The following is an 18,377-nucleotide window of genomic DNA, read 5'->3' on the forward strand; positions in this document are numbered from 1 at the left end:
ATAACACCGGGAAACTTTCATCCTCAGACGATGGGTTAGGTGTCCGGGGATATCTGCTCCCAAAAGTGCACAGATGTACCGCAATGCTTGCACTCCCTTTCAGGCTACGGGAATTTTTTTGCCCCTTGGAGGTGATGGGCACTTTGATAATTACTAATGGAGATGCTAACAGTTATACATGAAACGAGCAAATTTTTGCTCTATCATACTCATCTCACGAATTTTCTTCTGAACAAATCGACTAAGGCTCATGATGTTAGTCTTCAAATGAAAAAACTATTGCACACATAAGCCAGACCATGGAAATAAGAGCTATTGTAGTGTCGAATAATGTTCCATTTTTTCACTATCAAAATTATCTATCTGTTGCTGAATTAATTTCCTGATAACTAATAGGTACGTTCCATCTTTTTATATCTTCTTTATTGAAGGCAATACACCATTCAGCGTCTTCCTGAAGCGCTTTCCTAACCTTATTATCATAATCAGTATTGCCCGGAATAAATTTCCAACTCTCTTTATATGCTTTAGTAATTTCTGAAGGACACATAAGCTGAAACTCACCAAATGAAAATATAGAAACCGCTCTGATAGCAATTTTCCCTGTATCCTCAACTTTCCAACTTATCCATACACCTTTATCAAAAAGGTTCTGAGGATATTCTTTTTCATCTACCAAATAAGTATGAGGTGTAAAATCACTGATCCCTGAAAGTTTCATTACAGAGTGAACAAACATAACCGGGATAACAGTAATAAAGTATGACATCACTAACATTATGGCAAATGCCAGCGCGATCGGAACAGTAACTTTCTTGACTAATTTTTCACCATTATTCATTCGTATAAAAACAACCCCAGGAAACATAGTAACTATATAAAAAGCATAAGAAATAGCCACAAACCCAATAACTTGATAAGTATCTCCCATTAAATCAGGAAATTTCATTGAATCAGAAAACAATGATATAGGAATAATTTGACTATAAGATAAAACAGAAATAAAAAAAGGAATCAATAAATAAATTCTAAATTTATATTTATTTTTTATGGTGTTTGATTTGATTCTTAACTCTTGATTTAATATTTCTTTATTCATAAGGTAAGACACAATTGATATACTAACTACCAAAATAAAAAATGAAGAAAGAATAATTATGTGAAAAACACTACTAGGATCATCAAAGATAAATACACTCAATGCAATAATTATTGGAGTGAAAAACCCACTTACCATAAGTATCGTTATGAGATTATTTTTTATATTATCATAATAAATAAAGTGTTTATTTTCTGCCGGTATGAAAAGAGATAATAGCCAAGACCCCATGAAGAAAATAATCAAAAAAAACGCCATGTTAATAATAAAAGAAAACACAAGAATATTAAACATATTTTTGAAACTGACAGATTCGTTAAATATATCCAAACGTCCCATCCTATTAAGGAAAAACCAAATAATAACTATTGATATGATAGAGGAAATTGATGACATTGGTAAAACTGAGATGCCAATTTTTTTTAGAAGTTTATTACATTCCATAATTTAAAATCCAATAGTGTGAAACGACTCACAATGCGTTAAAAGTAATAAGTAAATTTATTAGATTAATATAACATAAAACACAATAATATGAGTTGATATTGTTATTCATTCCAAACAAGATGATTTTATAAAAGACATGATAGCCCCAGTGAAATGTAAATATTCTCGAAAAAATATTCCTGCTCCAGATACAGAAAAAACGGCCTCACAATTTTATTTTCCTTTGGATATCATCTTTTGCAGCACCAACTGTCCAAACATACCCGCAGATTGCCTGACCTGCCCCACGCCCTGGCTCATCATCCCTGCCATATCCCCCATCCGCACGCCGGCCCACGCTAATGCGCCCAGCCAGACCATCGGCAGGACGATAAACAGCGTCCCCATCACCAGCCCCATGATTAAATCGTCCGAGGTATTCTGAATACCCGCCAGATTAAACAGGCTGTGGGTGTCTGAGCCGTACAGGGCTTCCAGTAAATGGCTGTCCAGCCAGCGCGCCAGTTCCCACCAGAAGGTCAAAAAATTCAATGCGAAAATCACAAATGTCAGCGTGAAGATGGTCTTAAATTCATAGGCCGCAAACAGCAGGATCAACGGGATTAAGATATACAACGCCATCAAAATTACCGCCTGCATCATCGGCAGCGCCTGTCGTACCGCATCGAACATCGGCATACTGAGTAATCCACCCAATAAAGCCCCTGCGGAAGTGCCGATTCGATTAGCGCCATCCAACAAGGTGGGATCGGCACTACCACCATACCCGGCATACACATACCCGTCCTGTGAAACGCTCAGGTTTACCGGGCTGACCAGACGGCGGATCACCGCTTCCTGATAAGCCTGCGTGTTTTTCCCCAGTATTTTCAGTGTCGCTGACAGACGCAGCCACAACCCCGGATCGGCCTGCGCCAGTACCCGGTCTTTCAGACCAATCTGGGCCGTTGACCACCAAGCCTGACACGTCGGGTATCCGCCCTGCCCGGTATACGGCCGCCCGTTATCCCGACTCTCCTGCCACGGAAAATCCGCCCGGGGGAGGCGAGATTGCAGCATCCGGTAATCCCCGGCTAAAAACGTGTGGCTGCCCAACCAGCCGATATCATTCAGGATAATAGGGTCAGTGATGTGCTCCTGATCGCGTTGTTTCCACTGATACAGGGCTAAGGCATAGCAATCGTGGGTAAAATCCTGCAATTCCGCCGCCAGTGCCGGGTTGCTGATGCGGGTGTGCTGCACGTCAAAGCGTAGTTGCCGCAGATCCGGCCGACAGGGAATGGACGCCACCGCCGCCTGTGTCAGTCCCTTGGATAATCGGTGCACCACCGCCCACCAGAGCGGCACAGCCGCTGTCTGGTTATTCAGGCTGGATATTATTGGTGCATACCCACCGTTATCCGGCGCTGTCGGTGTCCAGGTGCCACAGCTTTTGGCACGGGAAGTATCGTACTGAAGGGTGGTCAGGCTGACATTGACCAGCGGCACACAACAGACCACCATCACGAAGAACGCGCCGTACAGGGTGTTTTCAATCCGGGCCAACGACTGTAACCCGGCCTGACCGTCTTCTTCGCCACACTCTCTGACTTTCAGCCAGACCGAAATCACTTTTACCACTAACGGCAGCGTAAACAGTCCGGTCGCAATCAGGATGTGCCACAGGCCATTGTTGATGACCCAGCCGAGTAGTGTCAGAAAATATTCCAGATAGCTGTTGGCTGTCATCGTATCTCCTCAATAGTGCCTGACAGGGCATACTCACCCAGCAGGATAAACAGCAGGCTGGCCACCATCATTCGTATCAACATTGCGCGGTATTCCGGCAGATGTTTTAGCCTTTGCCAGGTTTTCTGACCTCCCCAGCTCAGTACCGCATACAGGCCTAACCGCCAGACTAACCAGACTCCCCCGGTTTCGGTCACCCAGTCGTGAATGCGGTGAAGTTTTTCTGCCTGATGCAGCCCGACCCAGCCTGCCGCTACAGTAATGACCATCACCACAGCGATAGCCAGTAATAACACCGCACCTTTTCTGAATACTGAATGCTTCTCTGCTATCATTCGCCTTACCTGCGCTCACGATTGGGTGCTTCCAGTTGATAAAAACGCGCATCCGTGCTATCCGGTACCTGTTTTTGCGGATGCATGTTGATGCGCTGGGTATCCCGCTCAATGATGGTCAGGATGGCATTACGGGACAGGGCCTGTTTCAGCTGCATTTCATTCTTCAGCGCATTGATTTCCCGGTCCAGCGCGGCAATCCGGCGTTCCCCTTCTGCCAGCGCTTCTGACTGTGCCGCCGCATTGGGTTCGGACATGCCGGTGATAAGCATCCGCCGCATCAGTAACGCCGTTTCTACGGTTTCCGCCATCGCCAGCTCTCCCGCTAAACGTCCCGTCAGGGCAGCCCGGTCCTGGTCTCGCTGCAACGACTGAATGACACCTTTGGTTACCGTCAGACTGCCGGTTTTCAGTTTCGCCAGATTGACCATCGTCGGTTTTTCCGCGCCGCTGACCAGTTTCACCAGCTGTTCCGTATTGGTTTTGGTGTGTGCTTCCAGCATCGGGGCAAATCCCGTACCCGCCACGGTGGTGCCCGGCTGGTGTTTCTCGCCGCCACTAGTGCAGTCTGCCGCCTGAGCACAGGTACGGATGACCCGGTCGCCCAGCACACTGACCACCGCTTCGGCCGCTTCATGGGCATTGCTGAATTTACGGCAGACACTGCCTTCACACTTAAGGCTACTGACCGATGACTGGCTCAGCACCGGCAACTGATTCATCATATTAAAGCCGGCACTGACTAAATCCCGGGTCGGGCGAATGGCACTCTGCCCCTTACCGCCCTGTCGCTGGCCGCCAATCCACGGATGCCCGCCGGCACCGGTTGCTTTGCTGCCGGCGTTATTGACACGCACCGCATCGCCATCCCCGCTGTTAACCAGGCTTTTATATTCCTGCAAAGCCGCTGACTGCGTCCATTTATTATTCTGCGCAAAATCCATCATCTTATTGGCCATCGCCTGACAGTTGAACTGGGCTTTGTCGAACGCCACATTGGCCTGCAAGACCCCGTTGGTCAGCATGTCATACAGTCCCGGATTGGCGCGTTGGATAATCATCGCCGGCAGGCTGGCCACGGCTCCGGTGGCGCCCTGAATGACATCACTCATCAGGTTCTTGAACCCGGCCGTAATCCCGTTCAACTGGTTGCTGACCGTGGCTTTCAGGTTAAAATTGCCGCACATCAAATCCGAGCGCCAGCCCAGCTCTAATCCACCGAGAGTGGTGGAACCACTGCGACTGGCCGGTTCAGAAATCACCGAACCTCCCCCTAAGGTATAGAACAACGTATCAGACACCGCACCGCTGGCGTCTGCCCCATAGCCCAGTGCACTGCGGTTCACCTGCGGTAAGGTCAGGGACAGCCCGGTGGCATTGGCCTGTTCCGAAGTGATGACCAGTCCACCGACTATCAGCCATAACGCGTTTTTTTTCATTATCATTCATCCCTTGTTCAGATATCCGTACTGCTGAGAAAACGCTGTCCACGCCGCTGGCAACAACTGTAAGGCTGCCACAGGGCATACGCCTGATTACCATCGATTGCCGCCGTGTGTTCACCATCAGGAAACACGGCACAGGACTGACTTAACGTCGGTGATAACCGCTACCATTGATGATTTTTGATGCCGGTGTTTTCGGTGACCGATTCAGGTGGCCAGTAACCCGCGGTACGGGTGCCTTTCAGGGGCTGATAAACATGGGGTTGCCCGACACGACTAATGATATCCGCTACCCGTTGCGCCACCACAGCCGAGGCCTTGTCATCATCGGTCTGATTAATAAACCCTGAGCGCGGATAAATATTGCCCCACATAGTGCCAGCCATCTGACTGCCCAGTTCCCGCTGACCGGGCATCAGGGCTTCCGGGTAGAACGATTCCGGCAGACCCGAGCGCCATGCCACGCTATCCAGTGTGCTGAAAAAATAAGGCATCAGCGGGGTGGCCGCACTGCGACACGAATAACCGGGGATTTGCCCGCCTATCAGGTTAGTTGCCGGATGCCCGATGGCATCGGCATATTTGAAACGCAGACTGGTACGCCGTTGCCCGGCAATCTGGACATTATGATTACCCCCGCCGGCGTTCAGATGAGAGAACGCCCCGGTCACGGTATTTTCCACGCCACCGGCGAGTTGACTGACCTGTGCCATTTCTGTCCATGGGTTGCCACCAGAGGCCTGATACGTGGACACCACCACTTCGGGGAGGTAATGGGTCACCTTCACCGAGGTTTTCACGGTACAACCGTGCAGGCCACAGAGCAGCCAGTAACAGATGCCGCTGACCCGCCACTGAATGCAGGAGGGTGAAAGACTGCCGGCAACAATCTGAGCCGTATTGATGGAAGCCTGCGTCACCGGAGAAAATGCTGCTATCAGGGTGATGAGTGCAGGAAACGTCACACGTTGAAGACTCATGGTTGATATTGCTCCCTGAGTGCGCGGGCTTTTGCCACATCCGCGGTGCCATACACCACCTCCCTATCATCAAAGACCACGGCCGGATACTTTTTTACGCCTGATTGCCATGCCTGCACCACAGCACGGTAAGCCTTGATCAGTTGTTGCTCCTGCTGACGCCATTGGGAGGATTGCAGTATCACCTGTGCCTGAATAGCGGCTTGCTGCGGATTGGCGGAAAGTTGGGCAAAGAGTTGCTTTTGCTGTTGTTCAGCTTCATCCAACCAGACGATGTGACTGTCCGGCATCAGATTCACCGGCGGGTGCTGACGGTCAGTATACACCACTGTCCCCGCACTCCCTGCCCCACTCCATCCCAGCAAAAACACTAAATACAGCTTTTTCATCCTCTCCGCCTCGGTTGCAAACCCTCAGACCAGCGTGAAGCAAGCCACGGTAAAAGTCAGCCCATAACTGATTTTCCGAAAATGAAAATTAACGCCCCGATTCGCTGATGCATTTCCGACAAACCAATGTAATAACAGCCCGGATTAACCGGATGACAAAATTTGTTATGAACTTAATGAAAAATATGCCGATAAAACAGTCAGCCCATTCTCATAATGAGCAAAAAAGGTAGGCATACCGAATGGGCTTTGCCTGTCCCTTTTCTGTCCGGATATCGGGAGGCATAAGTCAGCGAAAACCGGAAGGAGAACAACAAAAAGCCCATGACAATAAGGAAAATGACACCATGTCAATGAAAAAACACCTGACAAAGTTGCAGCAGGGACAATCCCTGCTGGAAAAAGGTAAACAGACGGCAGGCCTGCTGGGGGGTAGCGGTGCCGCCGGCCTGATGAAGAAAGGGGGTCTGACGACATCCGGCGGTTTTGCCGGTCCGCCCGGCGGTGGTCAGGGTCTGGCACAGCAGGCGGCAGTCGGACACAATGCCGCCACCAAAGCCCTGCAAAAAGCCAGCCAGTTGCTGAATGGTGGCGACTCCCCCAGCGGCCTGCAATTTACCCTGACGGCTGGCGGTCTGGCACCGGAGACCTTTGTCGTCACGGATTTTACCCTGAACGAACATTTTTCCCAGCCGTTCCAGCTGGAAGTCGGGCTGGCGAGTGCTGACCCGGCCATCGACTTTCCTGCGGTACTCGACCGCTCTGCTACCCTGACTATCACACAGGATGGGGTTGAAAGCCGGAGTATCACCGGTATCGTTGCCAGCTTTGAGCAGGGTAATACCGGATTGCACCAGACCACCTACCAGATGAGTATTCGCCCGGACCTGTGGCGCACCACGCTGCGTCAGAATTCGCGTATTTTCCAGCAACTGAACATTGCGGCCATTATCACTACGATTCTGAAAGAGCACGGTATCCGTGATGTCGTCTTCAGCCTGCGCCATACCCACCCGGAGCGGGAATTCTGTGTGCAATATCAGGAAAGTGATTTTGCCTTCCTGCAACGGCTGACCGCAGAAGAAGGTATTTTCTACTTTTTTGAATGCGGTAACGGGCGTAATACGCTGGTGTTCGCCGATGATGCCGGCTCTGTGCCACCGGGCATTGTGCTGCCTTACCAGCCGGGTGACACCAGTACGCTGGGAGAGCCGGCAGTGAGCCACCTGACACACCGGGCACAGGTCCGCCCGGCACAGGTACAACTCAAAGACTACACCTTCAAGAATCCCGCATGGCCGGCCGAATTCAGCCAGCAGATGAAGGAAGACACGCTCCAGCAATTGTATTACGAACATTACGACTATCCGGGCCGTTTTAAGGATGAGGCACACGGTAAGGATTTTACCCGCTACCGTCTGGAAGCACTGCGCAACAATGCCGTGACAGGACAAGGCCGTGGTCATGCAATTGCGATCCAACCGGGGCGGTTATTCACCCTGTACAACCACCCGCGTGAAGACCTGAACCAGTCCTGGCAGGTGGTGGGCGCCAGTCATGCCGGCAGCCAGCCTCAGGCACTCGAAACTGCTCACAGTGGTACAGGGACTACTCTGAACAGCCAGTTCCACTTTATCCGCCATAACCAGCACTGGCGTCCGGCACCGTTACCGAAACCGGTCATCGACGGCCCACAGATTGCCAAAGTCGTCGGCCCGGCCGGGGAAGAAATCTTCTGTGACCAGTACGGGCGTATCCATCTCCAGTTTCCGTGGGACCGCTACGGCAAGAGTGACGACCAGAGTTCCTGCTGGATACGGGTCACCCAGCCGTGGGCCGGTCAGGGCTGGGGGATGCTCGCTATCCCGCGTATCGGGCAGGAAGTCGTGGTGGATTTTCTGCATGGCGACCCGGATCAGCCCATCGTTACCGGCCGCACCTACCACGCGAGCAATATCCCGCCGGGCGGGCTGCCGGGCAGCAAAACCCAGATGGCCTTTCGTTCCAAGACCCATAAAGGTGAGGGCTATAACGAACTGCTGTTCGAGGATGCCAAAGGCAGTGAGAAACTGTCACTGCACGCGCAGAAAGACATGGATACCACCGTCCTGAATGACCGCAGTACCCGCGTAATGCACGACCATACCGAAAGTGTCGGCCACAATCAGGCTATCAGCGTACGGGCTGACCGGCATAAAGAAGTGGTCGGTATGGAAGTAAGCAGCATCGGGACACGGCAGGTCACCGTAGAAAAAACCAGCGTCCTCAGCGTCAAAGGACAAATTACTATTCAGTCTACCGAAAGCGGTATCACCCTCGGCAACACCAAAGGGAGTATCGCGATTGATGCCGACGGCAATATCCATATTACCGGTAAGACCGTCATTGTGAACGGACAAGAGGTTATCACCCTGAACTGAGTCCGGGCAGGCCAACTACAGACTGACACCTGCTCAGCCGTATTTTTACGGCGGGCTGAATATCGCTGAATATCAATGACGTAAAAAGAGTGAAAAGGAAAATCATGAGCAAACAACCCTACCAGATGAACGAAGGTATCCTGACCCTGCCTACCGGCTGGCGTGATGAATCGATGCACGTGTTTGTGCTGCCGGATGACAGCGGTGTCAATCTGGTGATTAACCGCACCCCGGTGCCGGCAGGCACGGACAGCGATGCGTATTATGAACAGACACTGGCCCAGTTTGTCACCCACCTGCCGGGGTATCAGGAGCATCAGCGACTGCAAATGGAACTCAGCGGTGACACGGCGTGGCGGCTGGATTACCAATGGCAAAGCCCGGAGGGGGAAATGCACCAGACAGTGGTGCTTCAAATCCGGGGCAGCCAGTTACTGGCATTTAACCTGACCTCACCACAACCCTTTAATACCGGGCAGCGGGCAGCCTTACTGGCCGTGGTGAGCAGTTTTCAGGCGGCATAAGGAGAGGCTGATATGGGATTAGGTGATGAAATTATTACCCGGATTGCCCGGGTCGGGGCTACCCATGCCCGGCCGCCCCTGCCACCTGGTGGTGGGGCCAGAGGGCCGGCAGCCGCACGCCAGGGCGACCCCATCCAGCATAAGAGTTTCTTTGGTGCTCTGATGGGGGCGGTGGCCGGTGCCCTGATTGGTGCCGCGATTTTCGGGGCCGTGGGATTACTGGTTGCCGGCACCGGCGGGCTAGGGGCGACGCTGATTGTGGCGGCCGCCGGCAGCGGATTAACCTATCTGGCCAGCGATGCCATTGCGGCAGCCAGCTCGGCCGTCACGGACTTTATCGACAGCTTCGGCTCACCGGACGGCGTGCTGGACAGCGGCTCCGGTAACGTCCTCATTGAAGGCAAACCCGCGGCACGGGCTACAGTAGATATGGCTAAATGTAGCAAACACCCGGCACCGCCGCCCCTGATAGCGCAGGGCAGTGAATCCGTGTTTATCAATGGTCAGCCTGCGGCGCGAGTCGGCGACAAGCTGGTCTGTGGGGCTGCCATCAAAGGGGGCGCGGGCAAAGTCTTTATCGGCTCCGGTCAGGGGACTTACCTCAAGGTTGAAGAAGAGTTCTCCGGCTGGCAGCGGGCATTACTGGTGGCGGTGGAATTTCTGGTGCCGCCGACCCGCGGGCTGCTCAAAGGCGTGGGTAAGCTGCTGACCAAAACCGGTCGGCAAGCAGTGCTGGCTGGCGCAAAGCTGGGGGCCAAAAAAGCCGGTCGTGCCCTGAAGGGCAGGCTGATTTGTGCCAAGGCCGCGTTTAAAGCCAATAAAGGGATGAAACGTTTCACTCAGGCCACCAAAAAATTCTTCACAGGTGACCCGATAGACGTGACCACCGGCAGCCTGTTTGACCAGCGCACCGAATTTGAACTGGGCCAGACAATACCCCTGACCTTTACCCGCAGTTGGTCACCGGGAAGGCGGGGCCTGCTTGGCGAAAACTGGCTGGACAACTTCTCCGAGGCCATTATCGTGACCGGCGACCGGGTGGAAATCCTGACACTGGAAGGGGCCTCCCTGCATTTCGCCCTGCCCCACAGCGTTGACCACAGTATCAACCCGGAGCACCCGGAGTTTACCCTGAGCCGGCAAAAACAGGGTTTCGTTCTGAGCGAGCGCAATCATCCGGTTCGCAGATACTTCACCCGGTTAGCACTCACAGAAGAAAATACGGTACAACGCTGGTTACTCACTGAACACCGTGATCGCAATGGCAATACCGTGCGTTTTCACTATAACGATCCCCATCAACTGGAAAAAGTCACTCACAGCGACGGTCCGGAGCTGATATTACTCTACCGTGATGATGGTCTGCTGGCCGACATTCGCCGCATAGACAATGGTCTCAGTGACGTGTTGGTGCGCTATGACTACCACGACAATGGCTGGCTGGCGGAAGCGGACAGTACCCAGCAATTTCACCTGTTCTATGAATACAATGCACAGGGGCTGATTAGCCGCTGGTCGGATGGCGACCAGACAGCCGTGGATTATGTGTATGATGCCCAGGGACGCTGCATTGAAAGTGTCGGTAGCGGAGGCTATTACCCCGTCCGGCTGGACTATGAAGCCGGTATTACCCGTTCCACCACGCCACAAGGGCATACCACTACCTGGCATTATAACGCCGGACAGCAGGTCACGCAGGTCGAAACCCCGTGCGGTCACGTTACCCGGTATGAGTATGATGACTGGGGCAATCTGCAACGGCAGATCCTGCCGGAAGGACAGGTTCTGCAACTGGACTATCTGGCGGATACCGGACTGGTTACCGCATTTACCGATACCGGCGGTGCGGTGTGGCAGTATCACTACGATGAGGCTGACCGGTTGACCAGCATGACTGACCCGCTTAGGAGAGTCTGGTGGCAGCAATACGATGATAAGGGCCAGGCTGAATGTTTTATTGCCCCGGACGGCAGCAAAACCACCCTGACCCGCAATGCGTTCGGGCTGGTGACGAAGGCCGAAGATGAAGAAGGTAATCAACGAAGCTGGGAATACGATGACCATCAGCGGCTGACCCGGCTGTTTGACGAAGAAAACCGCAGCCTACGGTTGGGATACGACAGCCATGACCGGTTACAGCGACTATCATCAGGCGGCGGAGCCTTATGGTTGTGGCAATATGACCGCCATCACCGTGTTGCTTTAAGTGACCGCCCTAACAACAGTCTTGAGCGCTTCCGACATGACCGCCACGGCAACCTGACCCGGTGGACAGATGCCCGGGGCGTGGAATGGCAGATTGAATACGGGCCGTTTGACCTGCCGGTTAGTCGGCTCGATGGAGAAGGTCATCGCTGGCAGTATCGTTACGATTTAGACAGCCTGCAATTACGGGAAGTGATTAACCCGCAAGGAGAAAGCTATTGTTATCAGCTGGATGCCGACGGGCAGGTGACCACGGAGACTGATTACGCCGGTACGCAGTGGCATTATGCCTATGACGGCAATGGCAACTGCACGGAAAAACGGGATGCGCTGAATAACATCACCCGCTATGACTATGATGCCAGCGGGCAGATGACCGCGATGCACACTCCCGAAGGCATGACCACCTACAGTTACGATATTCTGGGACGTTTACTGGAAGTCATTACTCCCGATAATACACCACTGACGTTCGAATACGATGATAAAGATCGCATCGTGAAAGAAACACAGGCACATGGCGACATCCAGCGTAATTACCCGGACAGCATCACCGTCGAAAGAACACTTATCACAACAAATAATCAGGTCTGGCAGGCAAAAACCGAAGCCAATAAAGTCGGCGAACTGCGGAAAATCAGTTTCAGCGGTGAACATACACTCAGACTTGAACGAGACGACGACGGCCATGAATGGCATCGCCAATCAGATAAAGGTTTTATTCTGCGGCAGGAACACTCATTGATGGGGCAACTGACCGCTCAGCGTGCCGGACGCAATACCGAGTTTTTTGAAGCCCATGAAGTGGCGGATATTCCCCAACCGACACTGGCTGGACTGGATCGGGAATATCGCTACGATGCGGCACTCAATCTGGTGGCCGCAAACGATGAACGGCAGTGGCTGCGTTATGTAGTCAACGGCAACGGTCAAGTGACTTCGGTCAGCGACTGGAACCGCTTGCAGGAACATTATCAATATGATGCCTCCGGTTACCCAGCACGTCGTTTTGACGGTTTGCACGACATTGACGGGGAACGTCTTTACCAGAAAGGCCACCGGTTACGCCAGCTCGGTCAGCATTTATTTGAGTATGATGATGCTGGTCGCATGACCGCTATGCAGCTCTGGCAGGCAGGTCACCGCGCTCAGCTCACCAAGTTCCGCTGGAACAGTCAAAATCAGCTTATCGGGGTACAGACCCCGGGCGGCCAGCAGTGGAACTACCGCTATGATGCCTTTGGACGGCGCACGGAGAAAGTCTGTGAACCGACCGGCATGCGCACCACCTATCTGTGGGACGGGGATGTACCGGTGGAAATCCGTGAATACCGGCACCACCGGTTGTACAGTATCCGGCATCTGGTATTTGACGGTTGGCAGCTGCTGGCGCAACAAATCCAGTTCTTCACCCCCGACCCAGACAACCGCAGTGAATTGCTGGCGGAGGAAGTGCAAACGCAATATGCCGTGTGTGCTCCAACAAGAGAACCGCTGGCACTGTTTAATCCGCAAGGTCACCGTGTCTGGCGTCAGCCACCTCAAAGCCTATACGGGATACGACTGAAAGTCGCAGGTGAAAATGCACAGTACAATCCGGGTCAACAGTTCGCCGGCCAGTGGCTGGATGAAGAGAGCGGGCTGGTCTACAATCGGTTCAGGTATTATTCGCCTGTTGCGGGGCAGTATCTGACGCCGGATCCGATTGGGCTGACAGGAGGTGAGAACCCCTATAGTTATGTTCATAATCCCACAGGATGGATTGATCCGCTTGGTCTTTCCACATGTTCAGACGCCAAAATATTAGCAGAAAATTTAGGTGCTAAACCTAACTTGGGAGGTCAACATGATGCACATCATATTGTTATGTCTAATGCTAAAGATAAGAGAATGCAAGAACTTCGGGACCTGATGGACTCTTTAGATATTAATATTAATGATAAAAGAAATGGTATTTGGTTACCAAATACGGGTAAGGACAGGGTTCCTAGTGCAAAAACAACAGCACATAAAGGTAATGGGGTGCATGGCAATTCTTATAAACAACATGTTTATGATAGCCTAATAAACAGTAAAACAGATAAAGAATTTTTTGCTGCTCTTAAAGTTCTAAAAGATGAATTGGCTAACGGTAAAGTTTTTCAGTTGGCTAGTGGAAAATGGCCAACGCCTTAATATACAGGACAGAATATGGAAACATTGATCAAGACAATGAATAACCATCTTACTAAGTTAAAGGAAGAGTTACTTTCAACGGCAGAGTTAGATGAAAAAATAAACAATGGTAGCTTTGGTGATACAGTTTTATCTTGGTCTAAATCCAGAGCTTATGGTGTCATTCCCTTTTATAGTGAGCTGACAGGCTATAGTTCTGATAGCATGCTAAAAAGAGAGCCTAAAAACAAAAAAAATGCTTACTGTTACATTGGTAATGGTAATATAGATAAAATTATCAGATATAATACGCGTTCAGAGATTGAAGATATTGAATATATTATCAGAACCAATAATGAAGTGTTCAGTATACTGAAAGATTTTCGAGGAGATTTTAGGTCTCTGACAAAATTAATTTTGGATGATCAGGGAAAGAATCAAGAATGCTATCGAGTAGATGATGATGGCGATTTTTTTGGTTATCATTATATTTATAATGATGATGTTATTTCTGAAATAATATCCATGACACATTATAATATAAACGCATGCAACTCTATTTATTTAGAATATGATGATACTAAAAACTTAGAAGGCATATATTTTAAAAACAAAGGTGAAAAAGTATATATATACTCTATAAATAAACGGTAATGAAAGTAGCTAGATATGTGAGCATGATATAGCTAGAAAAACTCTACTTAGGCTAAGTCACATATCAAATATAGTCATAGATTTTGAAAAAAGCCGGAAAGAACCACATTATTTTCCGGCTTTTTCATCATCATATTACTTTGTAACCCTCAAGGCTGTATTCATATAACAAGTGAATTATATTATGAGTCCTAACCACGATCATAAGTTTTGAAAAAGACAACAATACATGATAATCCAATCTAAAATGAAATAACCTTTCCGAAATGGCAATGGAGCCTTAGGAGGGGCTTGGAAAGGAGACCCTAGAAATATTGTATTCCCACTAAATGGTAAAAACCCTGATGACGTAGACAATAATTTATTTATTTATTTATTTATTTATTAATCAATCTTGGATTCGCCTAATAAGTGCAATTTTTAAGAAAGGCGGTCAGTTGCTATAGTAGGCATCTTTCTCGCCAAAGGAAAATGCACTATGGCCTATACACAACTGACCGAAATAGAAAGATACCAGATTTTTAGTTTAAAAGAAGCCGGTTTTACACAACGCTTTATCGCAACGTCTCTTAATAGAAATCCATCAACAATTAGCCGGGAATTGAGACGAAACCAGGAAGACGAGAAATACTGCCCTAAACAGGCTCAACTTAAAGCCTCAGAGCGCCGTCATGCCGCGATAAAAGCCGTAAAAGTGACACCTGAGATCGTCAAATTGATTAAACAGTTAACTTGGCAAGATTTGAGTCCTAAACAAACCGTTGGTTATCTCAAAAGGGAAAATATCATCTCTTTGCATCATGAAACAGTTTATAGATTGATTTATAAAGATAAAGTGAATGGTGGTGACTTATGCCAGAATCTCAGGATAGCTAAAAAACCATATCGTAAACGCTACGGAAGTGATGAACACCGAGGAAAAATCAAAAACCGAGTCAGTATTGAAAAACGTCCAAAATGTGTTGATAAAAAGCAGCGTATTGGTGATTGGGAAGGCGATACTATTGTTGGCAAAGATCATAAAAGTGCATTATTGACCTTAGTTGAACGAAAATCGCTATTTACTCTCATCATTAAACTGGAAGATAAAACAGCAAAAGGCGTTGCAAAAGCGGCAACAAGACACTTATCTGGGATAAAAAACAAAGTTAAAACAATTACCTTTGATAACGGACTGGAGTTTGCTGAACATGCTCTTATCAGTAAAAATTTAGAGGCAAAAATTTATTTTGCTCACCCGTATTCCCCTTGGGAAAGAGGAATAAATGAGAACACAAATGGATTAATCAGAGATTACTTCCCAAAGGGAACTGATTTTAATCAGGTATCAGAGCGAGAGGTGAATCTTGTGGCAAACCGATTAAATAATCGTCCTCGTAAAACGAGGAATTACAAAACACCGAATGAATTATTTAAAGGAATATCAACTCATTTACTTCGTTTATAACGGTGTTGCACTTATTATGTGAATGCAAGAATGATATGAATATATCCAGGAAAAGGTCGCCTAATTGACAGGGAAGAAACAATAAGGCAATTACAGCTGAAAAAATGTAAAGCTAAATAAATTTAATTACTCCAAGAGATTAACATGAAAAAATTAGAAAAAGCGTTAAGTGAACTAGTTAATATTCACAAAAATTTTACTCTTCAGGGTAAATTCGAAGAAAGTTATGATACCAATCAAACATGGCCTGATTATATTAAAATATCTAAAGAAATTTCATTCTTATTTGAAAATTTTTTTCCTATAGATATAGAAATCGAAACTGGATTTGCTCCAATCAAGCTTTTTAATTTTGATGAGATTGAGGAAGCTCAATATGGATATTGCTGGATAAAAAACTCAGATAAGATAACAAAAAATCCTAATTGGCCAGATAATAATTTGGTATTCATGGATGATATTGGTGGGGGAAAACCAATCATTGCCTTATTAGATACTCAAGATACTCCTGTTTACGCTAACTATGATTCTGGAAGACCATTTAAAATATCTGATTCGTTGGCCGATTTTTTCTTATCTCTATCAAAACTAATTGAAATAGTGTATGGTGAATTTGACATTTTTGAAATTTGTGATGAAGATGATGAACTGAAAACAGAGTTTATTGAAATGATTACCAAGGAAATTGAACCATTAATAGGTTCAGACAATTTTGTAAATTTCTTTGACTATTTTTATGGATAATAAATTCAATTCCGTATAATAACTTCATAAAAAAACCGGCAAGATCCGCTGTTCTTCCGGTTTTTAATCATCATCCTAATTTATAATCCCCATCAGTTCCTATTCAGCAGAATACCTCCATTACCAAAGGTAAAAGGTGTTGAAAAATAAAATTATTCAGTAAATTATTGCAAAAAATGGTTGCTATACTGCATAACGGATAATATAGGGAGAGTTCTGGAAATACATATAAAGGCGATAAATAGGTGACATATGATTGATGTAAAAAAAGAATTTGTGATTGAACCAATGAATTTTCTTTTATCTGAAAAATTACTTTTTGGAACTCCCTGTGCTCAGCTTGAATCTTATTTAGAAATTAGTGATCTTGAATTAGCATTAACTCTAGCTTTTGAGCAAATATTACCTAATGGATATGTTGTATGGTCAGATATTATTGATAATTCAATTGGAAAATTCAGATTAAGTAATGAGTATGATGATGCTGATGAATATTTAAATGATATAGAGGAAGTTTTTTCTACTCACCAAAGCAAAATATCAATTTATTATAGAAAGAAAAAAGTAAAGAAAGAGAATTCAGATTATGATGACTTTTATTTTGAGGTCTTAGATGAGATCTATTACCAACTAAAAATGCTGTCTATCCAAAGATATATACTGGGGGAACAAAAGGAATCAATCTTAGAAAAGATATTCGAAATATATAAAGAAGGTCTTTATCCATGTGGAATGTCTAAAGATAAAAAAATGGCTGTTTTTAATCCTATAATATTAAAAAGTAGTTGATATAGAAAATATGTAAAAGAAAAAGACAAAAAATCCTTGCAATATTCCATTTTTCTTACTCGGAAAATGTTCAAATTATGTTAGCTCTATGGTGGCCGCTGTCATATAATAAGTTCATGACCTATTTTTATAACCACAATCATACATTATGAAAAGGACGACAATACATGATAAACCCAATGCAAAACGCAATAACTTTTCCGGAAGGATGGTTTCTTTTCATTAATGGTGAGATCCCCTTCTATTGCGATCATGGATGCACTGTCACCGATTTTTCGGAGGCAGGAAACCTAATCGGTTATAACAAAAAAAACGGGATCTACTTCAAATTTGCCTATGAATCCTCTGAAATCAGCGGGTATGAACCTCCGCCGGGAACCTATGTTCTGACCATCAGAAAATACAATTACACCTACAATGCCGGTTATTATGGCCGCTGTGTTTATGCAGAAGTCAAGCAAACCCAATGTCCGGACGAATTTAAAAATATCATGACGGATATGCTAAAAATGTCGGCGGAACAATCTACGTTTGAAGAAGTCAAACGGCCGAAACCACAGGGAAAATGCACACCTCAGTTACAGCAATGTATTCATGATTTTTTTACTGGTGTCAAGAAAGATCGCACGGATGAAATCATGGCCTTAATCAGGTCTCCCATGGATAAAGACGAAGAGGACGATATTCGTTATCTTCGTGAACTGTACGATGGAGACGATGAAAGCCTCTATCAGAGAGATGATTTAGTTAAAAGTGAAATACATAAAAAAGTCATCTCAGAGATCCACCGCTATTTTGACTCACTCGATAAGACAAGAAAACTGGAAAATGGCCGGGATCTTTTTTCCTTTCTTTTCAGCTCAAAAAAATATGATATCAGTATCATTGTGCCTAAAAATGTGAGTTTATGTGATGTGTTTATGAACATGAGCCATCTTTAGGATGAAAAAATCATGTGATAAAGCATTTACCTTCCAGTGTGGCCTGTATCCATAGAAAGAGCAGACTATGTTACCC

At 47.3% G+C, this 18,377-nt stretch carries 13 protein-coding genes and 1 pseudogene; 8 read left to right on the top strand and 6 right to left on the bottom strand.

Annotated elements, in window-relative coordinates:
* Nucleotides 1–355: 355 nt before the first annotated feature.
* The 6 genes and pseudogenes from Xhom_RS48200 to Xhom_RS48225 all read right to left on the bottom strand — a co-directional run bounded on the left by Xhom_RS48200 (nucleotide 356) and on the right by Xhom_RS48225 (nucleotide 6,423).
* The gene (locus Xhom_RS48200) at nucleotides 356–1,543 is read right to left on the bottom strand and encodes a hypothetical protein (protein ID WP_069317000.1); all 1,188 of its coding nucleotides are present in this window, start codon (nucleotides 1,541–1,543) and stop codon (nucleotides 356–358) included.
* 216 nt (nucleotides 1,544–1,759) lie between these two features.
* Nucleotides 1,760–3,274, bottom strand: coding sequence for a conjugal transfer protein TraG N-terminal domain-containing protein (locus Xhom_RS48205; protein ID WP_069317001.1), 1,515 nt, complete (start codon nucleotides 3,272–3,274; stop codon nucleotides 1,760–1,762).
* On the bottom strand, nucleotides 3,271–3,609 hold the full coding sequence (locus Xhom_RS48210; protein ID WP_198148708.1) for a hypothetical protein: 339 nt from the start codon (nucleotides 3,607–3,609) through the stop codon (nucleotides 3,271–3,273). The genes Xhom_RS48205 and Xhom_RS48210 overlap by 4 nt, the downstream gene beginning before the upstream one ends.
* A 5-nt stretch (nucleotides 3,610–3,614) precedes the next feature.
* Nucleotides 3,615–5,054: an integrating conjugative element protein gene (locus tag Xhom_RS48215; protein ID WP_069317002.1), complete on the bottom strand. Its 1,440-nt coding sequence runs from the start codon at nucleotides 5,052–5,054 to the stop codon at nucleotides 3,615–3,617.
* 11 nt (nucleotides 5,055–5,065) lie between these two features.
* Nucleotides 5,066–6,034: pseudogene (locus Xhom_RS48220) on the bottom strand (TIGR03756 family integrating conjugative element protein).
* The gene (locus Xhom_RS48225; protein ID WP_069317003.1) at nucleotides 6,031–6,423 is read right to left on the bottom strand and encodes a TIGR03757 family integrating conjugative element protein; all 393 of its coding nucleotides are present in this window, start codon (nucleotides 6,421–6,423) and stop codon (nucleotides 6,031–6,033) included. Before Xhom_RS48225 ends, Xhom_RS48220 begins: the two are co-directional and overlap by 4 nt.
* 347 nt (nucleotides 6,424–6,770) lie before the next feature.
* Between Xhom_RS48225 and tssI the strand changes: the two genes are divergently transcribed.
* The 8 genes from tssI to Xhom_RS48265 all read left to right on the top strand — a co-directional run bounded on the left by tssI (nucleotide 6,771) and on the right by Xhom_RS48265 (nucleotide 18,301).
* Nucleotides 6,771–8,843, top strand: a complete 2,073-nt coding sequence (tssI, locus tag Xhom_RS48230) for a type VI secretion system tip protein TssI/VgrG (protein WP_069318489.1) — start codon at nucleotides 6,771–6,773, stop codon at nucleotides 8,841–8,843.
* Between the two features lie 104 nt (nucleotides 8,844–8,947).
* Nucleotides 8,948–9,367, top strand: a complete 420-nt coding sequence (locus Xhom_RS48235) for a DUF1795 domain-containing protein (protein ID WP_069317004.1) — start codon at nucleotides 8,948–8,950, stop codon at nucleotides 9,365–9,367.
* 12 nt (nucleotides 9,368–9,379) lie between these two features.
* The gene (locus Xhom_RS48240; RefSeq protein ID WP_084023151.1) at nucleotides 9,380–13,747 is read left to right on the top strand and encodes an RHS repeat-associated core domain-containing protein; all 4,368 of its coding nucleotides are present in this window, start codon (nucleotides 9,380–9,382) and stop codon (nucleotides 13,745–13,747) included.
* A 15-nt stretch (nucleotides 13,748–13,762) separates the two neighbouring features.
* Nucleotides 13,763–14,380, top strand: a complete 618-nt coding sequence (locus tag Xhom_RS48245) for a hypothetical protein (protein ID WP_069317005.1) — start codon at nucleotides 13,763–13,765, stop codon at nucleotides 14,378–14,380.
* Nucleotides 14,381–14,858: 478 nt separating this feature from the next.
* Nucleotides 14,859–15,827 carry an IS30 family transposase gene (locus Xhom_RS48250; RefSeq protein ID WP_069317006.1) on the top strand — a complete coding sequence of 323 codons (969 nt, stop codon included), beginning with the start codon at nucleotides 14,859–14,861 and terminating at the stop codon, nucleotides 15,825–15,827.
* A 144-nt stretch (nucleotides 15,828–15,971) separates the two neighbouring features.
* Nucleotides 15,972–16,571, top strand: coding sequence for a hypothetical protein (locus Xhom_RS48255; RefSeq protein ID WP_069317007.1), 600 nt, complete (start codon nucleotides 15,972–15,974; stop codon nucleotides 16,569–16,571).
* A 252-nt stretch (nucleotides 16,572–16,823) separates the two neighbouring features.
* Complete coding sequence (locus Xhom_RS48260; RefSeq protein WP_069317008.1) at nucleotides 16,824–17,360, top strand: hypothetical protein; 537 nt, start codon at nucleotides 16,824–16,826, stop codon at nucleotides 17,358–17,360.
* 167 nt (nucleotides 17,361–17,527) lie between these two features.
* Nucleotides 17,528–18,301: a hypothetical protein gene (locus tag Xhom_RS48265; RefSeq protein ID WP_069317009.1), complete on the top strand. Its 774-nt coding sequence runs from the start codon at nucleotides 17,528–17,530 to the stop codon at nucleotides 18,299–18,301.
* Nucleotides 18,302–18,377: the final 76 nt, after the last annotated feature.

The sequence above is a fragment of the Xenorhabdus hominickii genome, from assembly GCF_002632725.1.
Lineage (GTDB): Bacteria > Pseudomonadota > Gammaproteobacteria > Enterobacterales > Enterobacteriaceae > Xenorhabdus > Xenorhabdus hominickii.